Below are 25235 nucleotides of genomic sequence, written 5' to 3' on the forward strand. Positions count from 1 at the left end.
CGGTGTCGCCGGTCTGTGTGCCGAGCGGATCTTCGCCTGCAGCTGCGGTTGTCGGGGTGTCGTGGCCGGGCTGTCGGCAATTGACTCTGCGTCACCTATTGACGGAAGCCACGGCCAACGCTAGCTTAACGAATGTTCGTTCGTGCAGGTACTGATGGTGAACCTGCGATATTGGAAGAGGTTCGACATGGTGTCAGTGGGTATTGCCGGACTGGGGCAGATGGGGAGCGCCGCGCTGCGGATCCTTCTCGAGCAACTCCCGGATGCGCAGTTCCTGGCGATGGATCGGGCGCCCGAAGCTGTCCAGCGTGCCGAGTCGCTGGATCCGGCGCGCGTCCGGGGGCGCGTCGTCGACGTCACCGCGGAGTCGGTGGACCTCAAAGGTGTCGACGTGGTGCTCAACCTTTCCGGACCGTTCTTCGCCGGATCCGACGGCCTCGCCCAGGCCGCGCTGCGGTCAGGCACGACCTATATCGATATCGGTGACGACCTCGAGGCGACCGAAACCGTCCTGGCCCTGGACGCCGAGGCCCAGCGCGCCGGCGTCGCGCTCATCAGCGGTGCCGGCTGGTCGCCCGGGGTGTCCAACTGGTGCGCTGCCCGCCTGCTCGACGAATTTCCCGACAGCGACGGCGTCCAGGTGGTGTGGGCAACACACGAGCGCGACCCCGGCGGACTGGCTCCGCTGCGCCACATGCTCCACATGGCGGTGACGCCGTGCCCGGTGTGGCGGGACGGACAGTGGGTGCAGTCGCCCGGCTTTGTTCCGGAAACCGCGGGTACCTTCACCTTTCCCGAGCCACTCGGTGTCATCGATGCCTTCGACACGGCGCACCCGGAACCGCGAACCCTCAGCAGATTCTTCCCGCAGTTGCGCAACGCGAGTTGTAAGGGATCGCTGCGGCCCGACTGGGCCAACGCGGCGTTTTCGACGTTGGGTCGCATCGGATTCGGTCACAATGACGTCCTGGTGGACATCGCCGGTCACGATGTCGAGCCGGCCGAGTTCCTCTGGAAGCTGATGTGGGCCCGCCACCAGGCCGCTTCCGCGCCGAAGGCCGGTAAAGCGTTGACGGCGTTGCTGATTCAAGTTCTCGACGGCGCTCGGGTCCAGGGGGCGCTCGCACTCGTCGACGACGCGCCGATGTCCCGTGGTACCGGCCTCGGCGCCGCTGTTGCCGCACTCGCCGCGCTGCGCGAATGCCCGCCGCCGGGGGCGTGGGGACCGGAGGTCCTCCCGTGGCAGTTCGCGCTCAGAGAGTTCGAGCGCATCGGACGATCGCTGGGCGGGTTCGGGCCGGGTATCCAGACTCTGACCGAAGTACGCCGATGATCCGCTCACCGCAGACCGGACACACCAGCCTGTCGGGCGCCGTTGCGCACTGGGCCGACACGCGGCCGAATGCCATCGCACTACGTTGCGGGGAAACGACTCTGACGTGGTCGGAACTCGATGACGCGATGACGCGCTTCGGCGTCCTACTCCTCGATCGCGGTGTGCGCATGGGTGATCGCGTTGTGCTGCTCGGCGAAAACTGCCTGGAATGGGTTGTCGCGTTTCTCGGATGTCAGCGCGCGCACGTGATCGTCGTCCCGATGAATACCCGTCTCGCGCAGAGTCAGGTCGTCGCGCAGATCGCGAAGGTCGATGCCAAGTTGGTGCTTCACGATGCCGGCCTCGGGGGAACCGATCTCGCCACCCGGACCGGTGCACAGTACCTGGAGCTGTCGGAGCTTCTGCGCGAGACAAGCCGCAGCAGTCTCGAATCGGTTGCCGCAAGCGACCATTCAGATGGGGGCGAGATCCCCGCCCTCATCAGCTTCACCTCAGGTACCACCGGGATTCCCAAGGGTGCGGTCATCAGCAGCGCCGCGATGGCCGAGCTGGCATACGCGTTCTCGGATTACTTCGAAACGGGACCGGACGACAGCACCTTGATCGTCGTACCCATCTTTCACAACACGGGCTTCGCGGATCAATTGGCGCACATGGTCGCATCCGGAGGGACGATCAGTCTCCTGCGGCGCTATCGGACCGGCGACGCGGCAACAGAACTGATGGCGCACCCGGTCACGTTCCTCGCAGCGGTGCCGAGCATGCTGAGAATGCTGATGCTGCACGACGAGGCCGACGCGATCTTCAGCGGCGTCCGCGCAATCATGTACGGCGGCAGCGCCATGCCCGAGGCCTGGGTGCAGGAGCTGCAGCAGCGGTGGCCGCATCTCAAGCTGGTGCACGCGTACGGGCTGAGCGAGTTCACGTCGGTGTGCACGTTCCTGCCCAGCGATCTGGCGGCGACGAAAGCCGAGTCCGTGGGACTGCCGTTGCCCGGCGTCCAATTACGCATCGTCGACGAGTCGGGCGATGACGTGGCGCCCGGCGGGTTGGGCGAAGTGTGGCTGAGTGGGCCGACGCGCATGCTCGGTTACTGGGACGAGCCGCGGCTGACGGCGGAGAAGATGACCGGGCAGTGGCTGCGCACTGGCGATGTCGGCCGGATCGACGGCGACGGCCTGCTGTGGCTGCACGGCCGGGCAGACGACGTCATCAACCGCGGCGGCGAGAAGATCATGCCGACATTCGTCGAGTCCCACATCGCTCGCCACGAAACCGTCGCGGCCGCATGCGCTTTCGGGTACGCCGACGACATTCTCCAGCAGCGTGTCGCGGTCGCCATCGAGACGCGCGCCGGCGCGGCGTTCGATGAGCAGGAACTCGTCGGGTTTCTGCGCACTTGCCTGCCCGACTATGCGATTCCCGACCGTTGGGTCGTGTACGACGCGCTTCCCCTCAACGCCTCCGGCAAGTTCGATCGCAAGGCCCTGCGTGCGGACTTCGAAGCAGCACTTCAACCGAAATCAATTGAGCACGAACAGGAGTCAGCGAAATGAACATGTCGTTGTATGTCGTGACCGACCCGGCGACCGGCGAACTGGTCCGGGAGTACCCCACGGCGACAGATGCGGCGGTGGCTGCCGCGCTCGGAGCGGCTGAGAACGCTTATCAGGGTTGGTCGAGGAAGGCATCCGTCAGTGAGCGCGCTGACCTACTGAGAAAAGTTGCCGCACTGCACAACTCGCGCAGCGGCGAACTTGCCGAAATCATCCGCCGCGAGATGGGCAAGTCCCTCGACCAGGCCATCGGTGAAGTCGAATTCAGCGCAGCCATCTACGAGTACTACGCGGACAACGCCGCCACATTCCTCGCGGACGAGCCGATCGAGCTCATCGAGGGAGAGGGAACGGCGTTCGTCCGCCGCCAGCCGATCGGCGTGTTGTTGGGCATCATGCCGTGGAACTACCCGTACTACCAGGTCGCCCGATTCGCCGCGCCGAATCTCGCTCTGGGCAACACGATCGTGCTCAAACACGCGCCGCAGTGCCCGGAATCAGCCGCCGCATTGCAGCAGATCTTCGTCGACGCCGGCTTTCCCGAAGGCTGCTACGTCAACACCTATGCGACCAATGAACAGGTCGCCGGCGCCATCGCCGACCCCAGGGTGCGAGGTGTCTCCTTCACCGGTTCTGAACGGGCCGGCGCAGCAGTCGCGGAAGTAGCGGGTCGGAACCTGAAGAAGGTGGTGCTCGAGTTGGGTGGCTCGGACCCGTTCATCGTGCTGTCATCGGATGACCTCGATGCCACCGTGCGGGCCGCGGTAGCCGCCCGATTCGAAAATGCGGGTCAGGCGTGTAACGCCGCAAAGCGGTTCATCGTTGCCGACGATCTGTACGAACCGTTCGTGGATGCGTTCACGGAACAGGTTCTGGCCCAGGCCGGCTCGCTTGCTCCGCTGTCCTCGGTTGCCGCCGCCGAGCGACTGGAAGAACAGGTCCGGCGCGCTGTCGCAGACGGCGCGACGCTGGTTCGCGATGGCGAGCGAGAGGGGGCGTACTTCCCGCCCGCCGTGCTGACCGACGTAGCGCCGACGTCGCCGTCGTCCACCGAGGAACTGTTCGGTCCGGTGGCCACCATCTATCGAGCCGGGTCCGAAGCCGAGGCTGTCGAGCTGGCGAACAACACGCCCTACGGACTGGGCTCATACGTCTTCACCACGGACCCCGGGCAGGCGATACGCGTCGCCGACCAGATCGAGGCAGGCATGGTGTTCGTCAACGGCGTCGGTCTCGACAGCATGGAACTGCCCTTCGGCGGCGTCAAGCGATCCGGCTTCGGGCGCGAACTCGGCCGGGCGGGGATCGAAGAGTTCGCCAACAAGAAGCTCATCCGCACTCTTCGCGGCTAGCCGCCGACCGTCGCCGCCGCATCTGATCCACCACATCCACCCTCAAGAGGACATCTGCCATGACCATCGAATTCGACGCCGCCGTCTTCAGGACGCCGAACGCGCCGCTGACCATCGAAACCGTTTCGCTCCCATCGACCCCGCCGCCCGGCGACGTACTCGTGCGGCTCAAGGCAAGTGGATTGTGTCACAGCGATTTTCACGTTCTTGCCGGTGAGTGGGACGTCCCCACGCCAATGATCCTCGGTCACGAAGGCGCGGGCGTCATCGAGAGTGTGGGTGAAGGGGTGACGACCCTGAAGAAGGGCGATCACGTCGTCCTGTCCTGGACGCCCTCATGTCGCCGGTGCCGCTACTGCATCAGTGGCAGGCCCGTCCTGTGCGACATGGTCGCTCAACATTCGGCCAACCACCTCTCGTTCGACGGCCGGTCGCGGATCACCGCGGCAGATGGTGCGGACGTCCTCAGCTTCGCCGGCCTCGGCACCTTCGGTCAGTACGTCATGGTGCCTGAATCGGGCGCGATCGCGATCCGCGATGACGCCCCCTTCGAACAGTCGGCGCTGATCGGCTGCGCCGTGACCACCGGTGTCGGCGCAGCGGTCAACACCGCCAAGGTGCGCCCGAGCGACACCGTGCTGGTCATTGGATGCGGCGGCGTCGGACTCAACGCGATTCAGGGTGCCCGCCTGGTCGGTGCCCGCCAGCTCATCGCCGCCGACATCTCCGACGAAAAGCTCAAGCAGGCACGGGTTTTCGGAGCTACCGACATTATCAACAGCGCCCAAGAGAATCTGGCGGACCGGATCGCGGAGCTCACCGATGGGCGTGGCGTCGAGGTGGCCATCGAGGCCATCGGTCTGCCGCAGACCATCGAAGCCGCCTATGCGGTCCTGGCTCGAGGTGGCACCGCCGTCGTCGCGGGGCAGGTGGCCGACGGCATGAAGGTCACGATCGACCCCTTCGTCATGTCCGATCAAGAGCTTTCCCTCATCGGCTCGAACTACGGCTCGAGCAAGCCCGCCACCGACTTCCCGCTGCTCGTCGAGCACTACATGCGGGGCCGCATCGATCTCGACTCGCTCGTGACCCGGGTCATCGACCTGGCAGAGATCAATGACGCGTTCGACGAGATGAAGCGCGGCGTCGGCATCCGCTCGGTGATCAGGTTCTGACGATGGACACGACAGCAAATGGGAGCACCGCTCCGGCTACCAGCGAGAACGCCGCTGAGCCCGGGACTACGCCCCGTCTGAGCGGCAAGCTCGGCGTCGGCTCGATCTCCCTCATGATCATCGCCGGGGCCGCCCCGCTCTGCGTGGTCGGCGGGCCGATGGTGCTGGGCCTGGCCTTGGGCAACGGCGCAGGCCTGCCCATCGGCTACGTGGCGACCCTCGTCGTCCTGCTGCTCTTCGTCACCGGTTTCACGACGATGACGCCGTTCGTCCGCTCGGCGGGGGCGTTCTACTCCTACGTGCATGCGGGTCTGGGCCGAGCTGCCGGGATCGGCACCGGCTATCTGGCCATGCTGTCGTATACGTGCATCTTCATCGGGCTCTTCATTCTGTTCGGGACCGGTGTGGACGCGCTGGTGAAGTCCTACGGCGGACCCGCGTCGCCATGGTGGCTGTGGGCCGGCGTGGGACTGGCGCTGACGTTGTTCCTGGGCTACCGGGACGTCGAGCTGTCCGGCAAGGTCCTGGGTGTCCTCCTGGTCGCCGAGGTGAGCATCGTTCTCGCACTGGACCTTTGGATCGTCGCGCGCGGCGGTGGACCGGAAGGTCTGTCCGGTGGGATGTTCTCGCTGAAGACGATATTCAGCGGCGCACCCGGGGTGGGCCTCATCTTCGCCGTACTCAGCTTCATCGGCATCGAGGCAGCTGCGGTGTTCCGGGACGAAGCGCGTGATCCTGCCCGGACGGTGCGCCGGGCGACGATCATCTCGGTGATCGTCGTGGGACTCTTCTACACCTTCACCTCGTGGGCGGTGATCAGCGGCGTCGGCGACAGTCGAGTCGTCCCTGCCGCGACAGCCGACCCCGAGGGCCTGTTCTCCGCAGTGGCGCTTCAGTACCTCGGGCGCATCGGTGCCGACCTCACCGTGGCGATGTTCGTCACCAGCACCTTCGCGGCCGCCTTGACGTGGCACAACATCCTCGCCCGCTACACGTTCTCGCTGGCGTCCCGGGGCCTGTTGCCGACCACCCTGTCGGCGAGCCACCCGACGCACGGCTCGCCGCACCGGGGAGCGGTGGCCGTCGCGATCGCCACCGGCGCTGTGCTGGCCGGCGGCACCATGATCGGGCTCGACCCGATGAGCGAAATCTACACGTGGACATCGGGTCTGGGGTCCATCGGATACGTCGTGCTGCTCATCCTCACCTGCGCGGCCGTGCTGGCGTTCTTCCGTCGCGAACCGCACGGGGCGCCGCTGACGCGGACACTGATCGCGCCACTGCTCGGCATGGCGGGGCTGCTGGCCATCCTGGCGATCATGCTGCTCAACCTCGATCTGCTCGCAGGAAACAGTCGCGTGGTCTCCGCCGTCATCGTCGTTTCCCTGATCGCCGCCTTCGCACTCGGACCCGTTGTCGGAATACTCCTGCCGTCCTCGGGCCGGCAGGAATAGCGAAACCACCGAACAACGAATCCCTCTGAAAGACAACGAATAATGGCACAACGAATCGTGATGGTGGGTCTCGGCGCCACCGGCCGCGCCATGGCGCAATCCCTGCTGCGACGCACCGACGTCCAGATCGTCGGTGCGGCCGACCGCAATCCCGCGGTCGTCGGCACGGATCTCGGCGTCCTCGTCGGCAGCGCGGCGACCGGCGTGACCGTCGTCGACGACCCCGCGGGTCTGCCCCCGGCGGACCTGGCGATCGTCGCGACGACGTCGGATCTGAATCACGTGGCCGACACCCTCGTGCCGCTTCTGCAACGTGCGTACAACGTGATGAGCATCTGCGAGGAACTGGCGTACCCGTGGTCGAGTCACCCGGAGATCTCGCGTCGCCTCGATGACACCGCGAAAACGCACGGCGTGACCGTCCTGGGCACCGGGGCCAACCCCGGCGTCCTCATGGACACCCTGCCTCTGCTGCTGACCGCCCTCACCCAACGTGTCGACCGCGTGATCATCCGCCGCCGCACCAACATGTCGCGGTACGGGGCGATCCTGTCGAAGTTCGGCCTGGGACTCACGCCTGCGCAGTTCGCCGCAGCGCAGGAATCTGGAGATGTGGTCGGCCACTACGGTTTCGAACAATCGATCGGTGCGCTGGCGAGCGGCCTCGGCTGGACCTTGGACGCTATCGCGGTCGACCGGGTGACACCCGCGACGGTCAGCGAGATCACTCGCGTCGGCGAGCACATCACCGTCGAACGTGGCCAGATCGCCGCCGTCACCCACGCCGCCCGCGGATTGCGCGGCGGCCGTGCGGTCATCGACTTGGAGATCATGTTCGGCTTCTTCGACCCGAGTGACTCGCTCACCGCGGGTGACGATTACCGCATCGAAGGCGCTGACCAGACGATCGAGCTGACATCACTGACCGGCTTCGAGTCCTTCGTGAGCACCATTGCCGCAGCGGTCAACACCGTGACGGCCGTGATCGACGCGCCCGCCGGATTTCTGTCCATGGGTGATCTCCCCGTCCGTGCCCTGGCATCGAAAGGTGCTCGGCTGCTTGAAGATGGATTGCTGTGACACATGCAGTGTCGGTGCTGAACCCGGTGCGTTTTCTCGATCGAGCCGCTGCGGTGCACGGGGACAAGGTCGCCGTCATCGACGGCGCACGCGTGCTGACGTACCGCGATCTGCATGAGCGCTGCCGGCACCTCGCGGGCGCGCTGGTTGGTGACGGACTGGGGCCGGGTGCCCGAGTCGCGGTGCTGGCGCACAACACCCTGGAAATGCTCGAGGCACACTACGGAGTGCCCTACGCGGGTGGGGTTCTGGTGCCGCTGAACTCTCGCCTGAGCGCAGGGGACATCGCATACATCCTCGAGCACAGCGGAGCCGAGGTGCTGATCGCAACGGACCCGCTGATCGCGGTCGCGCGGGAGGCGGCCGAGTTGGTCGGCGGCACTGTGAAGGTCATCGCCGGCAATGAGCAATACGAGCACTACGTGGCGTCGGCAGCGCCGATGGATGTTGCCTGTGATGACGAATTCGCCACGGTGGCAATCAATTACACGTCGGGTACCACGGGTAAGCCGAAGGGGGTGGTGTACACCCACCGCGGCGCCTACCTGCAGGCGCTGGCCATGGCCTTCCGCTCGGGCCTGGACCTCGACTCGGCGTACCTGTGGACGCTGCCGATGTTCCACTGCAACGGCTGGTGCTTCACCTGGGCGGTCACCGCGGCCGGCGCCACCCACGTGTGCCTGCCGAAGGTCGAGGCGAAGGCGATCTGGACGGCCGTCGAGGACCACGCGGTCACCCACATGTGCGCGGCGCCGACGGTCCTGTCGACCATGACCTCGCAGCCGCCCGCGAACCGCGCGGAACGAACCGTGTGGGTGGCCACCGGCGGAGCGCCGCCCGCACCCGCACTGCTTGCGCGGGCCCGTGCTTGCGGCCTCGCGGTCACCCATCTCTACGGCATGACCGAGACCTACGGCCCGGCCGTCATCAATGAGTGGAAGCAGGAATGGGATTCGGCGCCGGAAGACGAGCGTGACCGCCTGAACGCCCGCCAGGGCGTCGGCAACGTCGTTTCCGACCCGGTTCGGGTGGTGGACGAACAGGGCCGGGACGTGCCCGCAGACGGTGCAACGATCGGTGAGATCGCGTTGCGGGGAAACAACGTCACCCCCGCGTACTACCGAGATATGGCCGCCACTGCGGCAGCGGTGCCGGACGGCTGGTTCCGCACTGGCGATCTCGCGGTGCGTCACCCCGATGGCTACCTCGAAATCCGTGACCGCGCAAAGGATGTCATCATCTCCGGCGGCGAGAACATCAGCTCGGTCGAGATTGAGAGCGCCATCCTCGAGCACCCCGCCGTGCTGGAGGCCGCGGTTGTCGGCATGCCGCACGAGCATTGGGGTGAGCGGCCCGTGGCGTTCGTGTCGCTGCGCCCAGGTGCGGCTGTCACGAGTGCGGAACTGCGGGCCCACCTGCTCGACCGCGTCGCGAAATTCAAGGTCCCGGACCGCATCGAGTTCACCGCGCTCCCCAAGACTGCCACCGGCAAGATTCAGAAATTCGAACTCAAGCGACAGCTGGCCGGCGGCCTCAACCGATAGGTGCAATATGCACCGTCCGCCCGCTCGATTGGTTGAGAGGTGCCATGGCACACCACCGGGCCCGGCGGCAATAGTGAGATCAACGCCACACCAACAACTCGGCGTTCTCCCCAAACTTCAACTCGCAGAAAGAGATCACGCGATGACAACCGCTGTTTCGAACCTCCGGAAGCTTCCTCACACCGCGGACGTCGCGGATATCCGTGCCATCGTCGCCGAGGACGGCGGGGTGATCATCGAGGGTCTGCTGACCCCGGAGCAGGTCACCCGGTTCAACGCCGAGATCGAGGGCCCCCTCGCCGCGCTGACTCCCGGCGGCAAGCACGAGCTCGAGATCGTCAACGAGTTCCACGGCGCCAACACCAAGCGCCTGACGAACCTGGTCACCCACAGCCCGGTCTTCCGGAACGAGATCATCAACCACGACCTGGTGCACGCCCTGTGTGATGCGACCTTCCTCGAGGAATCGGGCACGTACTGGATGACCACCGCCCAGGTGATCGAGATCGGCCCCGGCAACCGCGCGCAGTTCCTGCACCGCGACCTCGAGAACTGGTACCCCTTCGTCGGCATGGGCCCCGCCGGCCCGGAGATCACCCTCAACTTCCTCATCGCCCTCACGGACTTCACCGAGGAGAACGGCGCCACCCGCGTCATCCCGGGCAGCCACAAGTGGCCCGATTTCCAGGACCGCGGGACGCCCGAGCAGACGTTCCCCGCGATCATGAACGCCGGCGATGCCCTCTTCTTCAGCGGCAAGACCGCGCACGGCGGTGGCGCCAACGTCACCACCGATGAGTACCGGCGCGCGGTGTCCTTCGCGTTCAACCCGGGGTTCCTGGTCGGGGAGGAGGCCTACCCGTTCCTGGTCGATCGCGACGTGGTGAAGACCCTGCCGGAGCGCGTCCAGCGCATCCTCGGCTTCCGCTCGCAGTACCCGACCGGCTCGCCCGGCCTGTGGATGGTCGACTACCGCGAACTCGCCGATCACCTCGGTCTGTAAGCGGCAGACTGTTGCCATGACACCGGATCAGCTGTGGCCCGATGCATCCGATCCGGTCCGCCGGCTGATCCGGGAACTCGCTGAGTCGATGCTGGCGAGGTCCGCAGACGTCATCGACGATCTGACTGCAGCGTCGCTGCAGGACCCGAAGTACCGGGCGATCGCCGATGACCCGGTGCTCGCGGATGCCGATGCCCAGATGGTGGTCTCGCACCTCAAGCACTGGCTGACGTCCAACATCGCCGAGCCCGGTCGCCGGGTCAGTCCCGCCACGGGAAGCGTCATGCGCACGTATGCCCGCGATGTGGTGCTGCGCGGCCTCACGACTGACGATGTCCTGGGGTGGCGATCCGCACAACGCGTTGCCTGGAGTTGGTGGCTGGCGGCGTGTTTCAAGACGACGGACGATGCGGATCAGCTTCGCGAACTGATCGAGATCTCCGGGAATTCGCTCACGACGTTCGTCGACGACTCGATCGCTGAGCTCGCTGAGCACATCCGCCGGGTCCGCGAGGAGTTCGCCGGTGGCTCGCAGCTGCAGCGGTACGCCACCGTCGAGCTCCTGCTCCAGGGCGCGGACATCGCACCGTCGCGTGCCGAAGCGCAGCTGGGCTACGCGCTGACCGGTTCGCACATCGGCGCCGTCGTCTGGGTGAATTCCGAGAAGGACGTCGCCGAACTCGAACGCGCCAGTGAGCAGGTGATGCGGGCCTGCGGCGCGGACCGGCGGCTGACTGTGGTCGCCGGTACCGCTGCGGTGTGGCTGTGGATACCGGCGAAGACGACGCCGACGGTCGCCGAACTCGCCGAACGCCTGGGGCGACGGTGCGGTGCGCGCGTGGCACTCGGCCGTGCGGCTCCTGGGGTCAGCGGCTTCCGGCGGACGCACATGGACGCCGCTGCAGCGCAAAGGCTTCTGGCTCGCCTGGACTCCGGGCTGTCCATCGTGCGCTATGAGGACGTCCACCTCGTAGACCTGTTGTCCACGGATCCCTCGTCGGCCGACCAGTTCGTCGCGGACGTGCTCGGTGAACTGAAGGACGCCAGCCCGGTGCTGCATCAGACGGTGCTGACCTATGTGGACGAGGGTCTCAACCGCACGAGCACCGCCGAACGGTTGTACACCCACCGCAACACCATCGACCGGCGTCTCGCCCGCATCGACGAACTGCTGCCGAAACCCTTCGCGCGCAACCCGATCGAGGTGGCTGCTGCCCTCACGCTGCTCAGCGTGCGTGGGGGACACTGACTCCGACGAACTACCCGCGACTCGGGATCGTGGACGCCAGGCGACGTCCGACCCGCGTCGCGACGCGCCCGACCCGGATCAGCAGCGTCGGGAGTGGGGTGCGCAGCGTGGCGTGCTTGCGGACGTAGTCGGGCACGTACCACCGGTGGGTGGTGCCGGCGGCGAACACTGCGGAATCGCCTGGCCGGAGCCAAGTTCCGGTCTGCGGATCACCGATTCGGACCTCGCCCGCGACGATGTGCACCGTCTCCTCTACGACGAAGGTCCAGTCGAATGTGCCGGCCGAGCAGTCCCAGATATAGAACTCGACCGCCGAGTCACCACTGGTGTGCCAGCGCCGCGACCGTGCCCGTGGCTTGCCGTCGACGACCCATGACGGATCGATCGGGCTGTCTGCCAGGTCGTGATCCTGTGCGAATGCTGACTGCATGCTGGGAAATCGTAGCGGTGTGCAGGCTTGGCCGGGGTCAGTTTTGGGCTACGTGGCCGTGGGGTCCACCCAGAAGATCTGCCAGGAGTGGCCGTCGAGGTCGTGGTAGCTGCGGCCGTACATGAAGTCCTCGTCATCGGTGTCGCCCGGCGTGGCGCCCGCAGCGATGGCGCCGTCCACGAGGGTGTCCACGCACTCGCGGCGGTCGACACCCAAGCAGACGACGCACTCCTTCGTCTTCGACGCATCGGCGGTCTCGGCCGTGTGCAGGGAATCGAAGACATCGCGCTGCGTCAGCATCGCGAACTGGTTCTCGCCCAGCACCAGTGTCACTGCGTTGTCATTGCTGAACGTCTCGTTGACCGCATAGCCGAGCCCGGAGAAGAACTTCCGCGAGCGCGCGACGTCGGCGACGGGCAGGTGAACGAAGATCATGGCGTGCATCGGGCTGCTCCTGTGGTCCGCGGCGCCCGGAAGCGGGTGCCGTCACAGGGGTAGACAGCCGACCCGCGCACAACTCATCGCGCGGCGGTTCAGGGGAAGGCGTAGTGCACAACCACAGGCGCGTGGTCGGACAGCCGCGCGCTGGGCGCGGCTTCCTTGTCGACCGTCACCGACATAGCGGTCCGCGCGAGCCGCGGCGTGGCCAGGTGGTGATCGATGCGCCAGCCCACGTCTTTGACGAACGACTCGCCGGCCCAACTCCACCAGGACAGCGGCCCGGGCCGGTCACCATGCAGCGTCCGCACCACGTCGACGAGTGTGCGCGGCCCGATCTGTGCGTCCAGCCAGGCGCGTTCCTCGGGGAGGAAGCCCTCCATCTTCTGTGCGGGCCGCCAATTCGTCACGTCGTGCGGAAGGTGCGCCAGGTTCAGATCGCCGAGCAGCAGGAACTCGCGGCCCGCCGCGAGCGCCGCCCGCCGGTTGCGGCTCAGCTCGCGCGCGAACGCCCCGAGGAAGCGCATCTTCCTGTCGTACTTGGCGCCGCCGTCGGGCAGATCGCGCATGTTGCCGGGCCGCTGCAGGTGCGCCGGCAGGCCGCCTTTCGGCAGATAGAGGCACGCCACTGTGAGGGGAGCGTGCGCGAGGTCGACCTCGAGGTACCGCCCCTCGTTCGCGAATGTCCCGAGCCCCCGGGTGCGCGGGGGATGCGAGACCCAGGTCCGCACGGCCGTCGGCGCGTCGCGCGTCAGGATGGCGACGCCGTTGCGGCCCGGGATCGAGCCGGAATCCATCGCCGCGTGATAGCCGTCGAATTCGCCGACCTGGTCGGGCGGGCAGCGCAACTCCTGCAGGGCCACCACGTCGAGTCCGCGCCCGGCGAGCCAGGCGTCGAAGCCGCGACGGCGTGCCGCCCGGATCCCGTTGACGTTGAACGTGGCAATGCCCAGCGGCGCGTTTGGTGTAGCCATCGCCTCTACCAAAGCAGATCGGCATGGCGGCTGTTCAGCGGCCTCGGTCTGTCCGCCGATCGGGGGAGAACGGTTCCACCGGCGAATCCGCTGTTCGGGGGAATCCGGAAAGTGGCCGCTCGCGAAATAGTTGTCGGTGTCAAGAGACGGCCCAAACCCCTTCTCGGATCACAACATTCACGTACAGGAGGCCCCATGAACATCACGACGGCTCGGATCGCCGCAGCAGGAACGGGGATCGCCGCCGCGCTGTCCTTCGCCGCGGTCGCCCACGCGGGAACCATGCCGGTCACTCATCCCGGCGAGCCGACCATCGCCATGACGATCACCAACCACACCGACAAGGTGCAGTTCCTGCTCGATGACGGGACGAGCCCCAACGGCAAATGGGTCGACGGTCCTCAGCGGCTACTGGCACCCGGCGCCACCGAAACCGTGACAGCCGTTGCGCCACAGGGCGACTCGCTCGACATGCACGTCGCCTACCGGGTTGGTGTCGGCGGCCCGACCGCCACCTACGAGGTCAACGACTCGAAGACCAACACGAATGTCGCGAACACCAGTGTCACCGGTTTTCTCGCCAAGAACTACTGGATCAATCACAGCTTCAGCAGCCATTACCCCAACACCAACGTGGGCTTCGATCTCTGGTGAGTGCTGCTGTGACGACCGGTGGTAGGTGGCGACCGGTCGTCAGGCTTCGCGCGCCTGATCCGCGTGCAGTGCCTTGATCCGCCGCTGCTCGCGCAGTACCTGCTGGTAGCTCTCGCGTTCGATGATCAGCCAGTCCGGCTTCTCCTCGAGCAGGGCGTCGATCTGCTCGGTGGTCAGCGCCTTCTCGACGCCGCCGCGTGCGAGGCCGGCGATCGAGATACCCAGCTTGGCGGCCACCAGGTTCTTGGGGTGCGGCCCGTTCTTGCGAAGGTCCTTGAGCCACTGTGGCGGATCGGCCTGCAGCGCCGCCAGGTCGGCGCGGGTGATCGCGTTCTCCTGGAACTCGGCAGGTGTCGCGGGCAAGTACACGTCCAGCTTCTTCGCCGCGGTGGCGGGTTTCATGGACTGCGCGTTGGGCCTGCTCATGGGCATCAGCCTATCGGTAGGTCGCTGCGATGACCCCGTACGATCCGCGACGTGGAGTTTTCGACTCTGGATCTCGCGACCCGCAAGTTCTGGCGGGCCACCGGCAGAGGCGTCGACCTCGACGGCGTCGATGCCTGGCTGCAGGCGCCACTCGGGTCCCGGGGCGGCGGGAACAACTGGCTGCGTGATGAAGCGGCCCGCCGCGGTGGCGCGCTGCGCGACGACGACCCCGACGCCGGTTTGCAGCCCGATCTCGAGGGACTGTCCGGGCCCGGATTCGATGCCGCGGCCGTCCACCCGATGATTCACGACTTCTACACCCACACGGCGCGCTGGCGGATGGAGGTGTGGAGCAGCTGGTCACCGTTGTTCTGGCCGGGCGGCGAATTGATATCGCGCATGTTCGGTAAGCGGGTACAGCAACTGGCGCTACCGATGCGTCCCCTTGACGTGGCACGCGGCATCGATGGTCGGGTCTCGGTGATCACCGACGGCACCGGCGCGCAGGTCGCGGCCGGCTGGATCCGGACCTTGCGCGGCAACGGCGACACCGTGTTCAGCGGATGCTATTCGCGCAGAACGCTTCCCGGTGCCGACCGGGCCAGCGTGCACGTGACGTTCCCGTTGGAAGAGGGCAACGTCCAGGTCTTCCTGCGGCCGCAGCACCTGCCGGACGGCGGTCTGCGGTTGTCTTCCCCGGCCGGCCCGTGGGGCGCTGACGGGGCGTACGTCCTGGTGCGCGACCGCGGGCGCTACTTCGCGCGGCGGGTACCCGTGCATGAGACGTTCGACCTCTACGTCGACCGTGAGCAGGTACTTCGCACCGACCATGTGCTGCGGATGTGGAACCTGCCGGCCGTCCGCCTGCACTACAAGCTGGAACGCCGCGGGACGTAACCGGTACGCCCGTCCCAGTAGCCGTGTTCGGACAGCGGCCGGAACCGGTAGGTCGCGAACTCGCGGTGGAAGTCGCGGCGCCGGCGCTCGGCCATCGCATCGGCATGTCGAGCCGGGTCGGCGACCTCGGTCACACCACCCCGGCCGTGCACCATCCCAGTCATCGCCCGCACCGAGGTCCAGATCGAGAAGGTCGAGATCGAACGGGGCGGACGCATCGCGGCCAACGCCAGGGTGGCGTCCGGATGGTCGCGCACCAATCGCTCGACCGGCTTGCCCCACGTGAGGAAGCGCGGGACTTCGGGCAGTCGCATCCGGGCCAGGGTGACGGCGACGACGGGCTCGTCATCGTCGGAAGCCTCGGCCTCCTGCGGTAGATCGGGGAGCGCCACGAGCGTGGACCAGCGCCGTAGAAACGTCATCCGGACATGCCAGCCCGTGGCGAACCGCGCGCCCGGACCGGCCAGGAATGCGTCGATCGCGGCCTCGTCCTCCCACCGGGCGAACATCGCCAGCCGCCGCAACTGCAGCCGGTCGGGGGAGATGGTCGGGGCGCCGAGCCGCATCAGGGACAGACATTCGGCGTAGCGCAGCCCGGCCATCCGGTCGGGCTGCGGTGGTCGCCGCAGCAGCGGCACCGTCGCCGTGACAGGCAGCTCGACGAGATGGAACGTGAAGACGCCGAGCTCGGTCATGCCTCAATTATCGGCGCTGACCACGAACCGCCCGACGCGCGTTTGGGTAGCGTGATCGCCGTGACACCGTCCTCGTCGGCCTCATTGACTCTCGGGTACGTCCCCGGTGGGACGCCCGCGAAGTGGGCGCGGATCTGGGCCGAGCGTCATCCCGAGGCGGCGCTGATTCTGCATCCGGTCTCGGCGGCCGATGCGGCCGACACGCTGCGGGCCGGCGGCGTCGACGTGGCGCTGCTCCGGCTGCCGGCGAACACGACGGGGCTGGCCGTCATCTCGCTGTATGAGGAGACGACGGTGGCTGTCGTGTCGACTGATCATGTGCTCACCGCGGCCGACGAGATCACCGCCACGGACCTCGACGGCGAGCCGATCGTCGTGCCGCTCGACGACGTCGTCGGCTGGGCGGATGCACCGGGAAACGCGGTCGAGTACCGGCCCGAAACCACCGAGGGTGCAATAGAACTCGTCGCGACGGGCATGGGTGCCCTCATCGTGCCGCAGTCGCTCGCGCGGCTGTATCACCGCAAGGATCTCACGTACCGGCCGATCACCGACGCGCCCACCTGCCCCGTCGCACTGGCCTTTCCGGAAGGGGAACAGTCGGAACTGGTCGAGGAGTTCATCGGCATCGTGCGGGGCCGAAAGGCCAGTTCGTCGCGGGGCCAGGCCGAGCCGGCGCCGAAACGCAGCGCGCGCGAGAAGACCCTTGCCAAGCAGGCGGCCCGGGCGGCTGCCGGGAAGGGCGCCGTGGGCAAATCGGCCCGAAAGTCAGGCCAGGCCAAGCGCGGTCGGCGCTGACGCCGTTGTAGCCCGTGGCGTTTGCTCAGCGCTACTACACTCCCAGGCCATGAGCAGACCGTCGGCGGGCGCAGGTAAACGCACCACCGCGCCACGATCCGCGACATCACGAGCTCCGCGTACGATCCGTGGTCTCGACGCCGAGCAGCGTCGAGTTCACCGCCGGGAACAACTGCTGGCGTCCGCGTTCGAGTTGATCGCCCGCGACGGTTATGCCAACACGTCCATCGAGCAGATCTGCCAGAACGCGTTCGTGGGGAACAAGGCGTTCTACGAGACATTCGACAGCAAGGAAGACTGCTACATCGAGTTGCTCCGGCAGATCGCCGAGCGAATCGAACGCCAGGTCGTCGAGATCCTCGAGGACACCACCGCTGACAACGACGATATGGTCGAGCGGCTGCTGTCGGCGTTTGCCCACGCCCTGGTCGACGACCCCAGGATCGCGGTGGTGGCGTTCGGGGAATGCGCAGGCATCTCGCCACGGGTCGAGCGGCAGCGCCGCGAGAATCGGCGTTGGACCGCAACGTTTGTCGAAGAGTTGTGGCGGCGTCGCGAGTTCCCCGAGATCGCGGCCGACACCACGCTCGACTTCCATGCGCTGGCGGTCCTGACCGTCGGCGGTCTGTTCGAGGCAGTTGCCGACTGGCTGCACGACTACGAGCCCGACGCTGAACAACGGCCGAGCATCGACACTCTCATCGGCAATCTGACCAGCTTCATGGCAGTGGTCCGGGCCGGCATCACCGCCTCATTGCGCTGATCGCAATCCGCGCCATACCCCGGTGCATCCGACTGCGGGCCGCTTTGACAAGAGTTCTTGTTTTTAAAAAGAGGTCTTGTTCAAAACCGGCTGTTGCTATAGCGTCCTGCGGCTATGGGGGTCAACTCAACACAATTGCAATCGCCGCGATGGACGGCCACGGTCCTGGCGAGGGGTGTCGCGGTGGGTATCGCCGCGGCGACTGTGGTCGGCGTGTCGGCGCCTGGCGCTCCGATCGTGTCGCAGGCCGCGGTACAACTCGTCAACACCACCATCGGCGTCGGAGGATCGTTCGACCCGTTGGGGCTGAGCATCCCGCTGTTCTTCTACGGAACGACTGTCCCGCAAGGGGATTCATTCCACGTAGTGCCATACCCGGGGCAGATCAACGTCGAATGGCCGATCATCTCCGCACTGCCGGGGTTGTCCGGCGTCCCGTACTGGCCGCACTCGCTGAAGCAGTCCGAACGCATCGGTGCCGGATATCTCGAGCAGGACATCGCCAAACAGGCACCCGGTCAGAAGATCACCATCCTCGGCATGTCCCAGGGTGCACAGGTCGCCGAGATCGCGCGCGCCGACATGGCCAAGGACCCCGCGTACGTCGCCCACGCCGGCGACTACACGTTCACCCTCATCGGCGATCCGTACCAGCCGAACGGCGGCATCCTGTCGCGCTTCACATCGTGGAGTCGTATGCCGATCCTGGGTGATCTCTTTCCGCTCGGACGACCGGGGCCGTCCGACAGCCCATTCCAAACCACGATCTACCAGAACCAGTACGACGGATTCGCCGATTTCCCGGCCTATTTCAACCCGCTGGCCGTTGTCAATGCCTTGCTGGGCATCATGTTCGAACATGTCCTTCCCGGCTATGCGTTGGAGCCCAAGACCAGTTCCAACACGGTGAGCACCACCGTCGGCAACACCACGTACGTGACCTTCCCGCAGCGCCTGCCGCTGCTGGCGCCGCTGCGTCTGGCCGCGTCGCTGATCGGGGCGCAGCGGCTCGTCGACGCCATGGACCCAGTCCTGCGCGTCATCATCGAAAGCGCCTATGACCGCACCGCGGATCCCAGCCAGGTCAAGCAATTCAGCTGGACCACGCCGCAGGCCAAGATCTCTGCCGCCCTCAAAGAGCTGCCCGGAGCGTTCGCACAGTCAATGCAGATTCTCCGCACCGGCAGCTACACGCCGACGCTGCCGCAACCGGTCGTGGATGCCACCGAACCGGCCACACCCACAACCGAGCATCCTGCGAAGTCGGTGGACAACTCGCCGCTGGCCAAGGCGATCCGTCAGTCGGTGGTGAATCTGACTGCGGCGCTGACGAATATCACGCGCCCGGTCGCCAAGCTGTTGCAGGTGGTCGGCGGCCAGAAACCGACGGCGGCAACGCCGCCGAGTACCGCACCCAAGTCCGTCGCCGCGGCACCGACACCTCAGGCGGTGCCGACAACTGGAAGCCGCCTCTCCGTGACGGCACCGCGGACGGCGACGTCGGGGGACCCGGATTCGACCGCGGCCTCGGCGAGCACTATGGCCCCGTCGTCATCGGCCGTCTCGAAGGGGAAACCGGCCAAGCGCGCACGCTCGCTGCGGCCGACACCAGACGCCGTCGCGCCGGTGCGGCAGACCCGCGATCGGCGGCCACAACCCGTGGACACCGGTCATGTGGACGCCGGTCATACGGACGCCGGTACCGACGCGACCACACCGTCCGTCAAAGCCGGCGATCGGCGGCGCGAATCCACCAGGAGCACAACCAAATCCGACGCGCCCGCCGGCGCGAAGGCCGATCACACGCCGTCAGGCAAGGGCGCGCGGCCGGCCGCGTAGTCAGGTGTGTGCCGGCCCCTCGGCCTTCTTGTACAGCGACTTGAGCAGCACATCACGAAAGACGCGGCTGTCGACCGCGCGGCGGCCGGCCTCGGCCACCCACGGGATGCCGGCCAGCTTATGAAAGAACCGGCCACGCCGGTACTCGCGTCCCCACGCCGCCTCGATGCGCTGCTGGTAGTTGGTGAAGTCGTCGGGACCGCCGTTGGTCAACGCGGCGACGGCGCATTCGCCTGCGGCCAAACCGGATTCGAGTGCTTTCGAGATGCCCGCACCGGAGGCCGGCTTGCCGGCGCCCAGCGCATCACCGGCGAACAGGACGCCGGGCTGCCACGGCGGCCATGCGGTGAACCCCATGGGCAGGCGCCAGGCCCGCACGCTCCGGTTCTTCTTCAACTCGTCGATCGACGGCAGCGCCCAGTCGCGCGGCAGCGTGTGCAGGAAGTCGCCGAGGAACCGCGTTGCGTTGATGGCCTGCCAGTTGCGGTAGCTGTTGACGTAGCCGAGGCCTATGTTGAAGGTGCCGTTGCCCATCGGGAACACCCAGCCGTAGCCGGGCAGCTGGTCACCGTCGAACAGCAGCTTGAGGTAGATCTCCAGCGCGTCGGAGTCGGGACGGTCGGCCGGCATCTCGGCGCGAATGGCGATCGCCGAATAGCCGTGATAACTCGAGTCGACATGCAGCGCTCGTTTGATCGGGGAGTAGGCGCCGTCGGCTGCGATCACGGCGTCCGCGTGCACCGTCTCGCCATCCTTCAGCACCACACCGGTGACCCGGCCGTCGTCGTTGCGCTCGACACCCGCCACCTCGCCACCCTGGCGCACCTCCGCGCCCGCGGCCGCGGCATGGCCGAGCAACAGCGCATCCAGGTGGGTACGGCTGACGGTGCAGCCGTGGTCGGGCATGCCGGGGCGGCGCGGGAACGACAGCTCCCATTGGTGCGGGCTGAACACCGTGACCCGATTGATCCGGTGGAACCGGGCGACCTCGTCCGCCAGGCCCATCTTCTGCAGGTAGCTGACCCCGCGGGCCGTCAGGCCGTCGCCGCACGGCTTGTCGCGCGGGAAGGTGGCCTTGTCGATGACGAGCACGCTGGCGCCGGTTTGCGCGGCCTGCCACGCAGCCGCCGATCCGGCGGGACCTCCGCCGGCGACGATGACGTCGTACCGCTGCACCATGTGATCAATTCCTTGTCGGGCCGGTACTTTCGGGCGAGGCCTGACGCCGATGCTACGCGTGCAGCCTGTTGATCCGCTGGCTGTGACGAGGCGTCCGAAGGTGTGACATGCGCCGCGCCGGGCAGTCTGAGCAGGTCAGATTTGGCCCGCCCGGTACAGTGGCGGGGTGCGCAGGCCATCTCTTCCACGCACCGGCATCCAGGCCGGGGTGAAAGTTCCTGGTGTGCCGGGCGTGAACGTTCCGTCGGTCACCGTGCAGGTGAAGGTCACTCCGCCCAAGGGTGCGCCCGAGAAGGTCGACGCCCGTAGCGAGCGCTGGCGCGAACACCGGCTCAAGGTCCGCGAGGAGATCGTCGACGCCGCTTTCCGCGCGATCGACCGGCTCGGCCCGAACGTCAGTGTGCGGGAGATCGCCGAAGAGGCCGGCACCGCCAAGCCCAAGATCTACCGGCACTTCGCCGACAAATCCGACATGTTCTCGCAGATCGGCGAGCGGATGCGCGACATGTTGTGGGCGGCCGTCATTCCGTCCATCGACATCGAGCACGATTCGACCGGGCAGATCATCGGCCGCGCCGTCGAACACTACGTCGACCTGGTGGACCAGCACCCCAACGTGGTGCGCTTCCTGCTGCAGGGCAGGTTCGCCGACCAGTCCGCCGCCGCGATGACGACCGTCAACCGCGGCCGCGACATCACCCTGGCGATCGCCGCCATGATCAGCGGCGAACTCAAGGACATGGATCTGGATTCGGCCATCTTCGAGCTGGCGGCGTTCACGCTGTTCGGCGCGGCCGCATCGGCGACCGACTGGTGGCTCGGCGGTAGTGATGAAACTCCGCGCCGGCTGCCCCGCGACCAGTTCGTCGCGCACATGACCACCATCATGATCGGTGCCATCAACGGCACCGCCAGGTTGCTCGGCATCCGGTTCGACCTGGACCTGCCGGTGCACGACGCGGTGCGCCGCGAAGAGTCCGTCGGCTGACGATTCCGTTCCTGACGTGGTGCGTTGACACCTCGCGGGTCGGACCGGAGACTGTGCAGTATCCGGTACCGCCGTTCCCAGGAAAGAGCAGGTTCATGACGGTCGAGCAGTCAACTGGAGCGCAGTCCGTCGGCAACGAGGCCGCCGAGCCCATCGTGACGCGCGCGGTGATCATCGGGTCCGGTTTCTCCGGTCTGGGCATGGGCATCGCGCTGCGCAAGCAGGGCTTCGGCGAGCGCGACTTCCTGATCCTGGAGAAGGCCGACGAGGTCGGCGGCACCTGGCGCGACAACACCTACCCGGGCTGCGCGTGCGACATCCCGTCACACATGTACTCGTTCTCCTTCGAGCCGAAGGCCGACTGGACGCACATGTGGTCGTTCCAGCCCGAGATCTTCGACTACCTCAAGGGCGTCACCGACAAGCACAACCTCCGCCGCAACATCCGGTTCAACACCCATGTCGACCGCGCGCACTGGGACGAAGACGAGCGGCGCTGGCACGTCTACGACACCGACGGCCAGGAGTACATCGCGCAGTTCCTCATCTCCGGTGCGGGCGGCCTGCACATCCCGGCGGTTCCCGAAATTGAAGGCAGCGACGAATTTGCCGGTGCCGCTTTCCATTCCGCACAGTGGGACCACAGCGTCGACATCACCGGCAAGCGCGTCGCGGTGATCGGGACCGGCGCCAGCGCCATCCAGATCGTGCCCGCGATCGTCGACCAGGTGTCCGAGTTGCACCTGTACCAGCGCACCCCGGCGTGGGTCATGCCGCGGCCCAACAACGCTTTTCCGGAATGGATGAAGAACACCTTCCGCCGGGTGCCGGGTACGCGCGCGCTCATGCGGGATGCCATCTACTGGATCCACGAAGGCGTCGGCTTCGCGATGACCAAGCAGCCTCGGCTCCTCAAAATCGGTGAGCTGCTGGGCAAATGGAACATCAACCGCAGCATCAAAGACCCCGAGCTGCGCCGCAAGCTGACGCCGAACTACGTGGCCGGCTGTAAGCGAATCCTGAACTCCGACACCTACTATCGCGGGATCGCCAACCCGAAGACACAGGTCTTCACCGAGGGCATCGAGCGGATGACCGCGGCCGGCATCGTCACCCGCGACGGCGTCGAGCACCCCGTCGACGTGGTGGTGTGGTGCACCGGTTTCCACGTCACCGACTCGTACACCTACGTCGACATCAAGGGCCTCGGGGGAGAGGACCTGGTCGACCGGTGGAACCGCGAGGGGATGGCGGCGCACCGCGGCATCACCGTGGCGAACATGCCGAACCTGTTCTTCCTGCTCGGCCCGAACACCGCGCTCGGCCACAACTCGGTGGTGTTCATGATCGAGTCGCAGATCCGCTACGCCGCGCAGGCCATCGCCGCGGCCGACAAGGCGGGCGCCGCCGCACTGATGCCGAGCCGCCGCGCCCAGGATGAGTACAACGCCGAACTGCAGCAGAACCTGGCCGGCACGGTGTGGAGCACCGGTGGTTGCCACAGCTGGTACATGGACGAGCACGGCGTGAACCGCACGCTGTGGAGCGGCATGACCTGGCAGTACTGGCTGGAAACCCGGAAATTCAAGTCGACCGAGTATGAGTTCATCCGCTGAATCGGCTCCGCGGGCGCGACACGCGAACACAACTTTTAGCGGTGTTCGGCGATGGCAGACACCAGGGGTAGTGTCTGTGGTGCCGATCCGGCAAACACAGTTCCAGGCGAAATGGGGTCACGGTGTCTGAAGGTATGAAGCTGATCGACCGGGCCTCCGCGATCAACTGGAACCGCGTGCAGGACGACAAGGACGCGGAGGTCTGGGACCGTCTCACGGGCAACTTCTGGTTGCCGGAGAAGGTGCCGGTGTCCAACGACATCCCGTCCTGGGGCACCCTGACCGACAGCGAAAAGCAGCTCACCATGCGGGTTTTCACCGGCCTGACACTGCTGGACACCATCCAGGGCACGGTCGGCGCCGTCAGCCTCATCCCGGACGCGCTGACCCCGCACGAGCAGGCCGTCTACACCAACATCGCCTTCATGGAGTCGGTGCACGCCAAGAGCTACAGCAACATCTTCTCGACGCTGTGCTCGACCGTCGAGATCGACGAGGCGTTCCGCTGGTCGGAGGAGAACCCGAACCTGCAGCGCAAGGCCGAGATCGTCATGAAGTACTACCGGGGTGACGAGCCGCTCAAGCGCAAGGTGGCCTCGACGCTGCTCGAGAGCTTCCTGTTCTACTCCGGCTTCTACCTGCCGATGTACTGGTCCTCGCGCGCCAAGCTCACCAACACCGCCGACATGATCCGCCTGATCATCCGTGACGAAGCGGTGCACGGCTACTACATCGGCTACAAGTACCAGCGCGGATTGGCAGCGGTCGACGAGGCCAAGCGGACCGAGCTCAAGGACTACACCTACGAGCTGCTGTTCGAGCTGTACGACAACGAGGTGGAGTACACCCAGGACCTGTACGACGGCGTCGGCCTCACCGAGGACGTCAAGAAGTTCCTGCGCTACAACGCCAACAAGGCGCTGATGAACCTCGGCTACGAAGCGCTGTTCCCGCGCGACGAGACCGACGTGAACCCGGCGATCCTGTCGGCGCTGTCGCCCAACGCCGACGAGAACCACGACTTCTTCTCGGGCTCGGGTTCGTCGTATGTCATCGGCAAGGCCGTCAACACCGAAGACTCGGACTGGGACTTCTAGAAACGCAGTCACGTGCTGTGATGGCGGGGCGCACTCGGGCAACCGGCTGCGCCCCGCAATCAATTGACCGGTGTTCTGGGGCAGGGGCCGTCAGGCCAGCGGCGGCACCGGGTTGATGGTGAACCCGAACTTCGTCAGCGGCTCAAGGGATTTGCGTGCCTCGGGGCTGGCCACCGCGAAGGTGATGATCGCCGTCTGATCGCTGACGGCCGATGCGAACAGCGCCATGAAATTGCGCTGCAGCGCCGAGGTCATGTCGCTGTTGGCGGTCCACTGCGTGATCCACAGGCCGTTGGTCAGGCCGGGATTCACCGCGCTCGCGCAGGTGCCCGCTCGCACCGCGCCGGGCCAGTCACGGGCGGCGATCGCCGGATCGTCCTGGTTGAAACTGCCTGGCGCACAGACGGATTTCTGCCAGTCGTTGAGGACGCCGGTGACGCCGGCGGACACGGGAGCCGGTGCCGGTGCCGGCTCGGGATCGGCCTGCGCGACGCCCGTCGGCAGCAGGGCGATGGCCACGCCGGCAAGGGCCAGCTGGGGCAGCGGAGCACGGCGGCGAGCGGACGTCATGCTCCAAGTATTAATGCGTGACAGTAAATTCCGTCAACAGGGGCAGAGCAATGATCAATACCTGTGGATGAGGCCCGAGGAGGCGGCCTGAAAGTGGGCGCACCTTCCCGAGGATGATCATC

24 protein-coding genes are annotated in these 25235 nt (G+C 66.5%); 17 read left to right on the forward strand and 7 right to left on the reverse strand.

Going from position 1 to position 25235, the window contains the following annotated elements:
- Nucleotides 1-187: 187 nt before the first annotated feature.
- From ACJH6H_RS25485 to ACJH6H_RS25525, 9 genes are all read left to right on the forward strand, one after another.
- Complete coding sequence (locus ACJH6H_RS25485; protein ID WP_212813748.1) at nt 188-1333, forward strand: saccharopine dehydrogenase family protein; 1146 nt, start codon at nt 188-190, stop codon at nt 1331-1333.
- Nucleotides 1330-2892: a class I adenylate-forming enzyme family protein gene (locus tag ACJH6H_RS25490; protein ID WP_212813750.1), complete on the forward strand. Its 1563-nt coding sequence runs from the start codon at nt 1330-1332 to the stop codon at nt 2890-2892. Before ACJH6H_RS25485 ends, ACJH6H_RS25490 begins: the two co-directional genes overlap by 4 nt.
- A 2-nt stretch (nt 2893-2894) precedes the next feature.
- A complete protein-coding gene (locus tag ACJH6H_RS25495; RefSeq protein ID WP_212814738.1) occupies nt 2895-4244 on the forward strand; it encodes an NAD-dependent succinate-semialdehyde dehydrogenase in 1350 nt (449 codons plus the stop codon).
- Nucleotides 4245-4303: 59 nt separating this feature from the next.
- Nucleotides 4304-5419: a Zn-dependent alcohol dehydrogenase gene (locus tag ACJH6H_RS25500; RefSeq protein ID WP_212813752.1), complete on the forward strand. Its 1116-nt coding sequence runs from the start codon at nt 4304-4306 to the stop codon at nt 5417-5419.
- 2 nt (nt 5420-5421) lie between these two features.
- Nucleotides 5422-6873: an APC family permease gene (locus ACJH6H_RS25505; protein ID WP_406776071.1), complete on the forward strand. Its 1452-nt coding sequence runs from the start codon at nt 5422-5424 to the stop codon at nt 6871-6873.
- Between the two features lie 42 nt (nt 6874-6915).
- The gene (locus tag ACJH6H_RS25510; RefSeq protein ID WP_212813756.1) at nt 6916-7953 is read left to right on the forward strand and encodes a dihydrodipicolinate reductase; all 1038 of its coding nucleotides are present in this window, start codon (nt 6916-6918) and stop codon (nt 7951-7953) included.
- Entirely contained in the window at nt 7950-9497 is a 1548-nt protein-coding gene (locus ACJH6H_RS25515) for an AMP-binding protein (RefSeq protein ID WP_406776072.1), read from the forward strand. Before ACJH6H_RS25510 ends, ACJH6H_RS25515 begins: the two co-directional genes overlap by 4 nt.
- Nucleotides 9498-9639: 142 nt before the next feature.
- The gene (locus tag ACJH6H_RS25520) at nt 9640-10500 is read left to right on the forward strand and encodes a phytanoyl-CoA dioxygenase family protein (protein WP_212813760.1); all 861 of its coding nucleotides are present in this window, start codon (nt 9640-9642) and stop codon (nt 10498-10500) included.
- A gap of 16 nt (nt 10501-10516) precedes the next feature.
- Nucleotides 10517-11749 (forward strand): CdaR family transcriptional regulator, encoded by a 1233-nt coding sequence (locus ACJH6H_RS25525; protein WP_212813762.1) that lies wholly within the window; start codon nt 10517-10519, stop codon nt 11747-11749.
- 10 nt (nt 11750-11759) lie between these two features.
- On the opposite strand, the gene ACJH6H_RS25530 is transcribed toward ACJH6H_RS25525, so the two are convergent.
- From ACJH6H_RS25530 to ACJH6H_RS25540, 3 genes are all read right to left on the reverse strand, one after another.
- Nucleotides 11760-12179, reverse strand: coding sequence for a cupin domain-containing protein (locus ACJH6H_RS25530; protein ID WP_212813764.1), 420 nt, complete (start codon nt 12177-12179; stop codon nt 11760-11762).
- 48 nt (nt 12180-12227) lie between these two features.
- Nucleotides 12228-12623 carry a VOC family protein gene (locus ACJH6H_RS25535; RefSeq protein WP_212813766.1) on the reverse strand — a complete coding sequence of 132 codons (396 nt, stop codon included), beginning with the start codon at nt 12621-12623 and terminating at the stop codon, nt 12228-12230.
- Between the two features lie 89 nt (nt 12624-12712).
- Nucleotides 12713-13591, reverse strand: coding sequence for an exodeoxyribonuclease III (locus ACJH6H_RS25540; protein ID WP_212813768.1), 879 nt, complete (start codon nt 13589-13591; stop codon nt 12713-12715).
- 195 nt (nt 13592-13786) lie between these two features.
- Here ACJH6H_RS25540 and ACJH6H_RS25545 point away from each other — a divergent pair, with 195 nt between their 5' ends.
- The gene (locus ACJH6H_RS25545; protein ID WP_212813770.1) at nt 13787-14245 is read left to right on the forward strand and encodes a hypothetical protein; all 459 of its coding nucleotides are present in this window, start codon (nt 13787-13789) and stop codon (nt 14243-14245) included.
- A gap of 39 nt (nt 14246-14284) precedes the next feature.
- Here the strand turns inward: ACJH6H_RS25545 and ACJH6H_RS25550 are convergent, their stop codons facing one another.
- The gene (locus ACJH6H_RS25550) at nt 14285-14671 is read right to left on the reverse strand and encodes a DUF5997 family protein (protein WP_138249832.1); all 387 of its coding nucleotides are present in this window, start codon (nt 14669-14671) and stop codon (nt 14285-14287) included.
- Nucleotides 14672-14722: 51 nt separating this feature from the next.
- On the opposite strand from ACJH6H_RS25550, the gene ACJH6H_RS25555 reads away from it, so the two are divergent.
- Nucleotides 14723-15568 carry a hypothetical protein gene (locus tag ACJH6H_RS25555; protein WP_212813772.1) on the forward strand — a complete coding sequence of 282 codons (846 nt, stop codon included), beginning with the start codon at nt 14723-14725 and terminating at the stop codon, nt 15566-15568.
- Here ACJH6H_RS25555 and ACJH6H_RS25560 read toward each other — a convergent pair.
- On the reverse strand, nt 15541-16263 hold the full coding sequence (locus ACJH6H_RS25560) for a hypothetical protein (RefSeq protein WP_318986114.1): 723 nt from the start codon (nt 16261-16263) through the stop codon (nt 15541-15543). The two genes, ACJH6H_RS25555 and ACJH6H_RS25560, sit on opposite strands and share 28 nt — an antisense overlap.
- Nucleotides 16264-16314: 51 nt before the next feature.
- Here ACJH6H_RS25560 and ACJH6H_RS25565 point away from each other — a divergent pair, with 51 nt between their 5' ends.
- From ACJH6H_RS25565 to ACJH6H_RS25575, 3 genes are all read left to right on the forward strand, one after another.
- Nucleotides 16315-17061: a LysR family substrate-binding domain-containing protein gene (locus ACJH6H_RS25565; protein ID WP_318986181.1), complete on the forward strand. Its 747-nt coding sequence runs from the start codon at nt 16315-16317 to the stop codon at nt 17059-17061.
- A 49-nt stretch (nt 17062-17110) separates the two neighbouring features.
- A complete protein-coding gene (locus tag ACJH6H_RS25570; protein WP_318986115.1) occupies nt 17111-17824 on the forward strand; it encodes a TetR/AcrR family transcriptional regulator in 714 nt (237 codons plus the stop codon).
- A gap of 183 nt (nt 17825-18007) precedes the next feature.
- Entirely contained in the window at nt 18008-19663 is a 1656-nt protein-coding gene (locus tag ACJH6H_RS25575; protein WP_318986116.1) for a PE-PPE domain-containing protein, read from the forward strand.
- On the opposite strand, the gene ACJH6H_RS25580 is transcribed toward ACJH6H_RS25575, so the two are convergent.
- Complete coding sequence (locus tag ACJH6H_RS25580) at nt 19664-20842, reverse strand: geranylgeranyl reductase family protein (protein WP_346416768.1); 1179 nt, start codon at nt 20840-20842, stop codon at nt 19664-19666.
- A gap of 253 nt (nt 20843-21095) precedes the next feature.
- Here ACJH6H_RS25580 and ACJH6H_RS25585 point away from each other — a divergent pair, with 253 nt between their 5' ends.
- From ACJH6H_RS25585 to nrdF, 3 genes are all read left to right on the forward strand, one after another.
- Complete coding sequence (locus ACJH6H_RS25585; RefSeq protein ID WP_212814740.1) at nt 21096-21830, forward strand: TetR/AcrR family transcriptional regulator; 735 nt, start codon at nt 21096-21098, stop codon at nt 21828-21830.
- Nucleotides 21831-21925: 95 nt separating this feature from the next.
- Nucleotides 21926-23446, forward strand: coding sequence for an NAD(P)/FAD-dependent oxidoreductase (locus ACJH6H_RS25590; protein WP_212813782.1), 1521 nt, complete (start codon nt 21926-21928; stop codon nt 23444-23446).
- 134 nt (nt 23447-23580) lie between these two features.
- Complete coding sequence (gene nrdF, locus ACJH6H_RS25595; protein ID WP_036427309.1) at nt 23581-24543, forward strand: class 1b ribonucleoside-diphosphate reductase subunit beta; 963 nt, start codon at nt 23581-23583, stop codon at nt 24541-24543.
- A gap of 90 nt (nt 24544-24633) precedes the next feature.
- Here nrdF and ACJH6H_RS25600 read toward each other — a convergent pair whose 3' ends face one another.
- Entirely contained in the window at nt 24634-25113 is a 480-nt protein-coding gene (locus ACJH6H_RS25600; RefSeq protein WP_133427146.1) for a hypothetical protein, read from the reverse strand.
- Between the last annotated feature and the right edge of the window lie 122 nt (nt 25114-25235).

This window comes from Mycobacterium sp. SMC-21, assembly GCF_045310825.1.
Taxonomy (GTDB): Bacteria; Actinomycetota; Actinomycetes; order Mycobacteriales; family Mycobacteriaceae; genus Mycobacterium.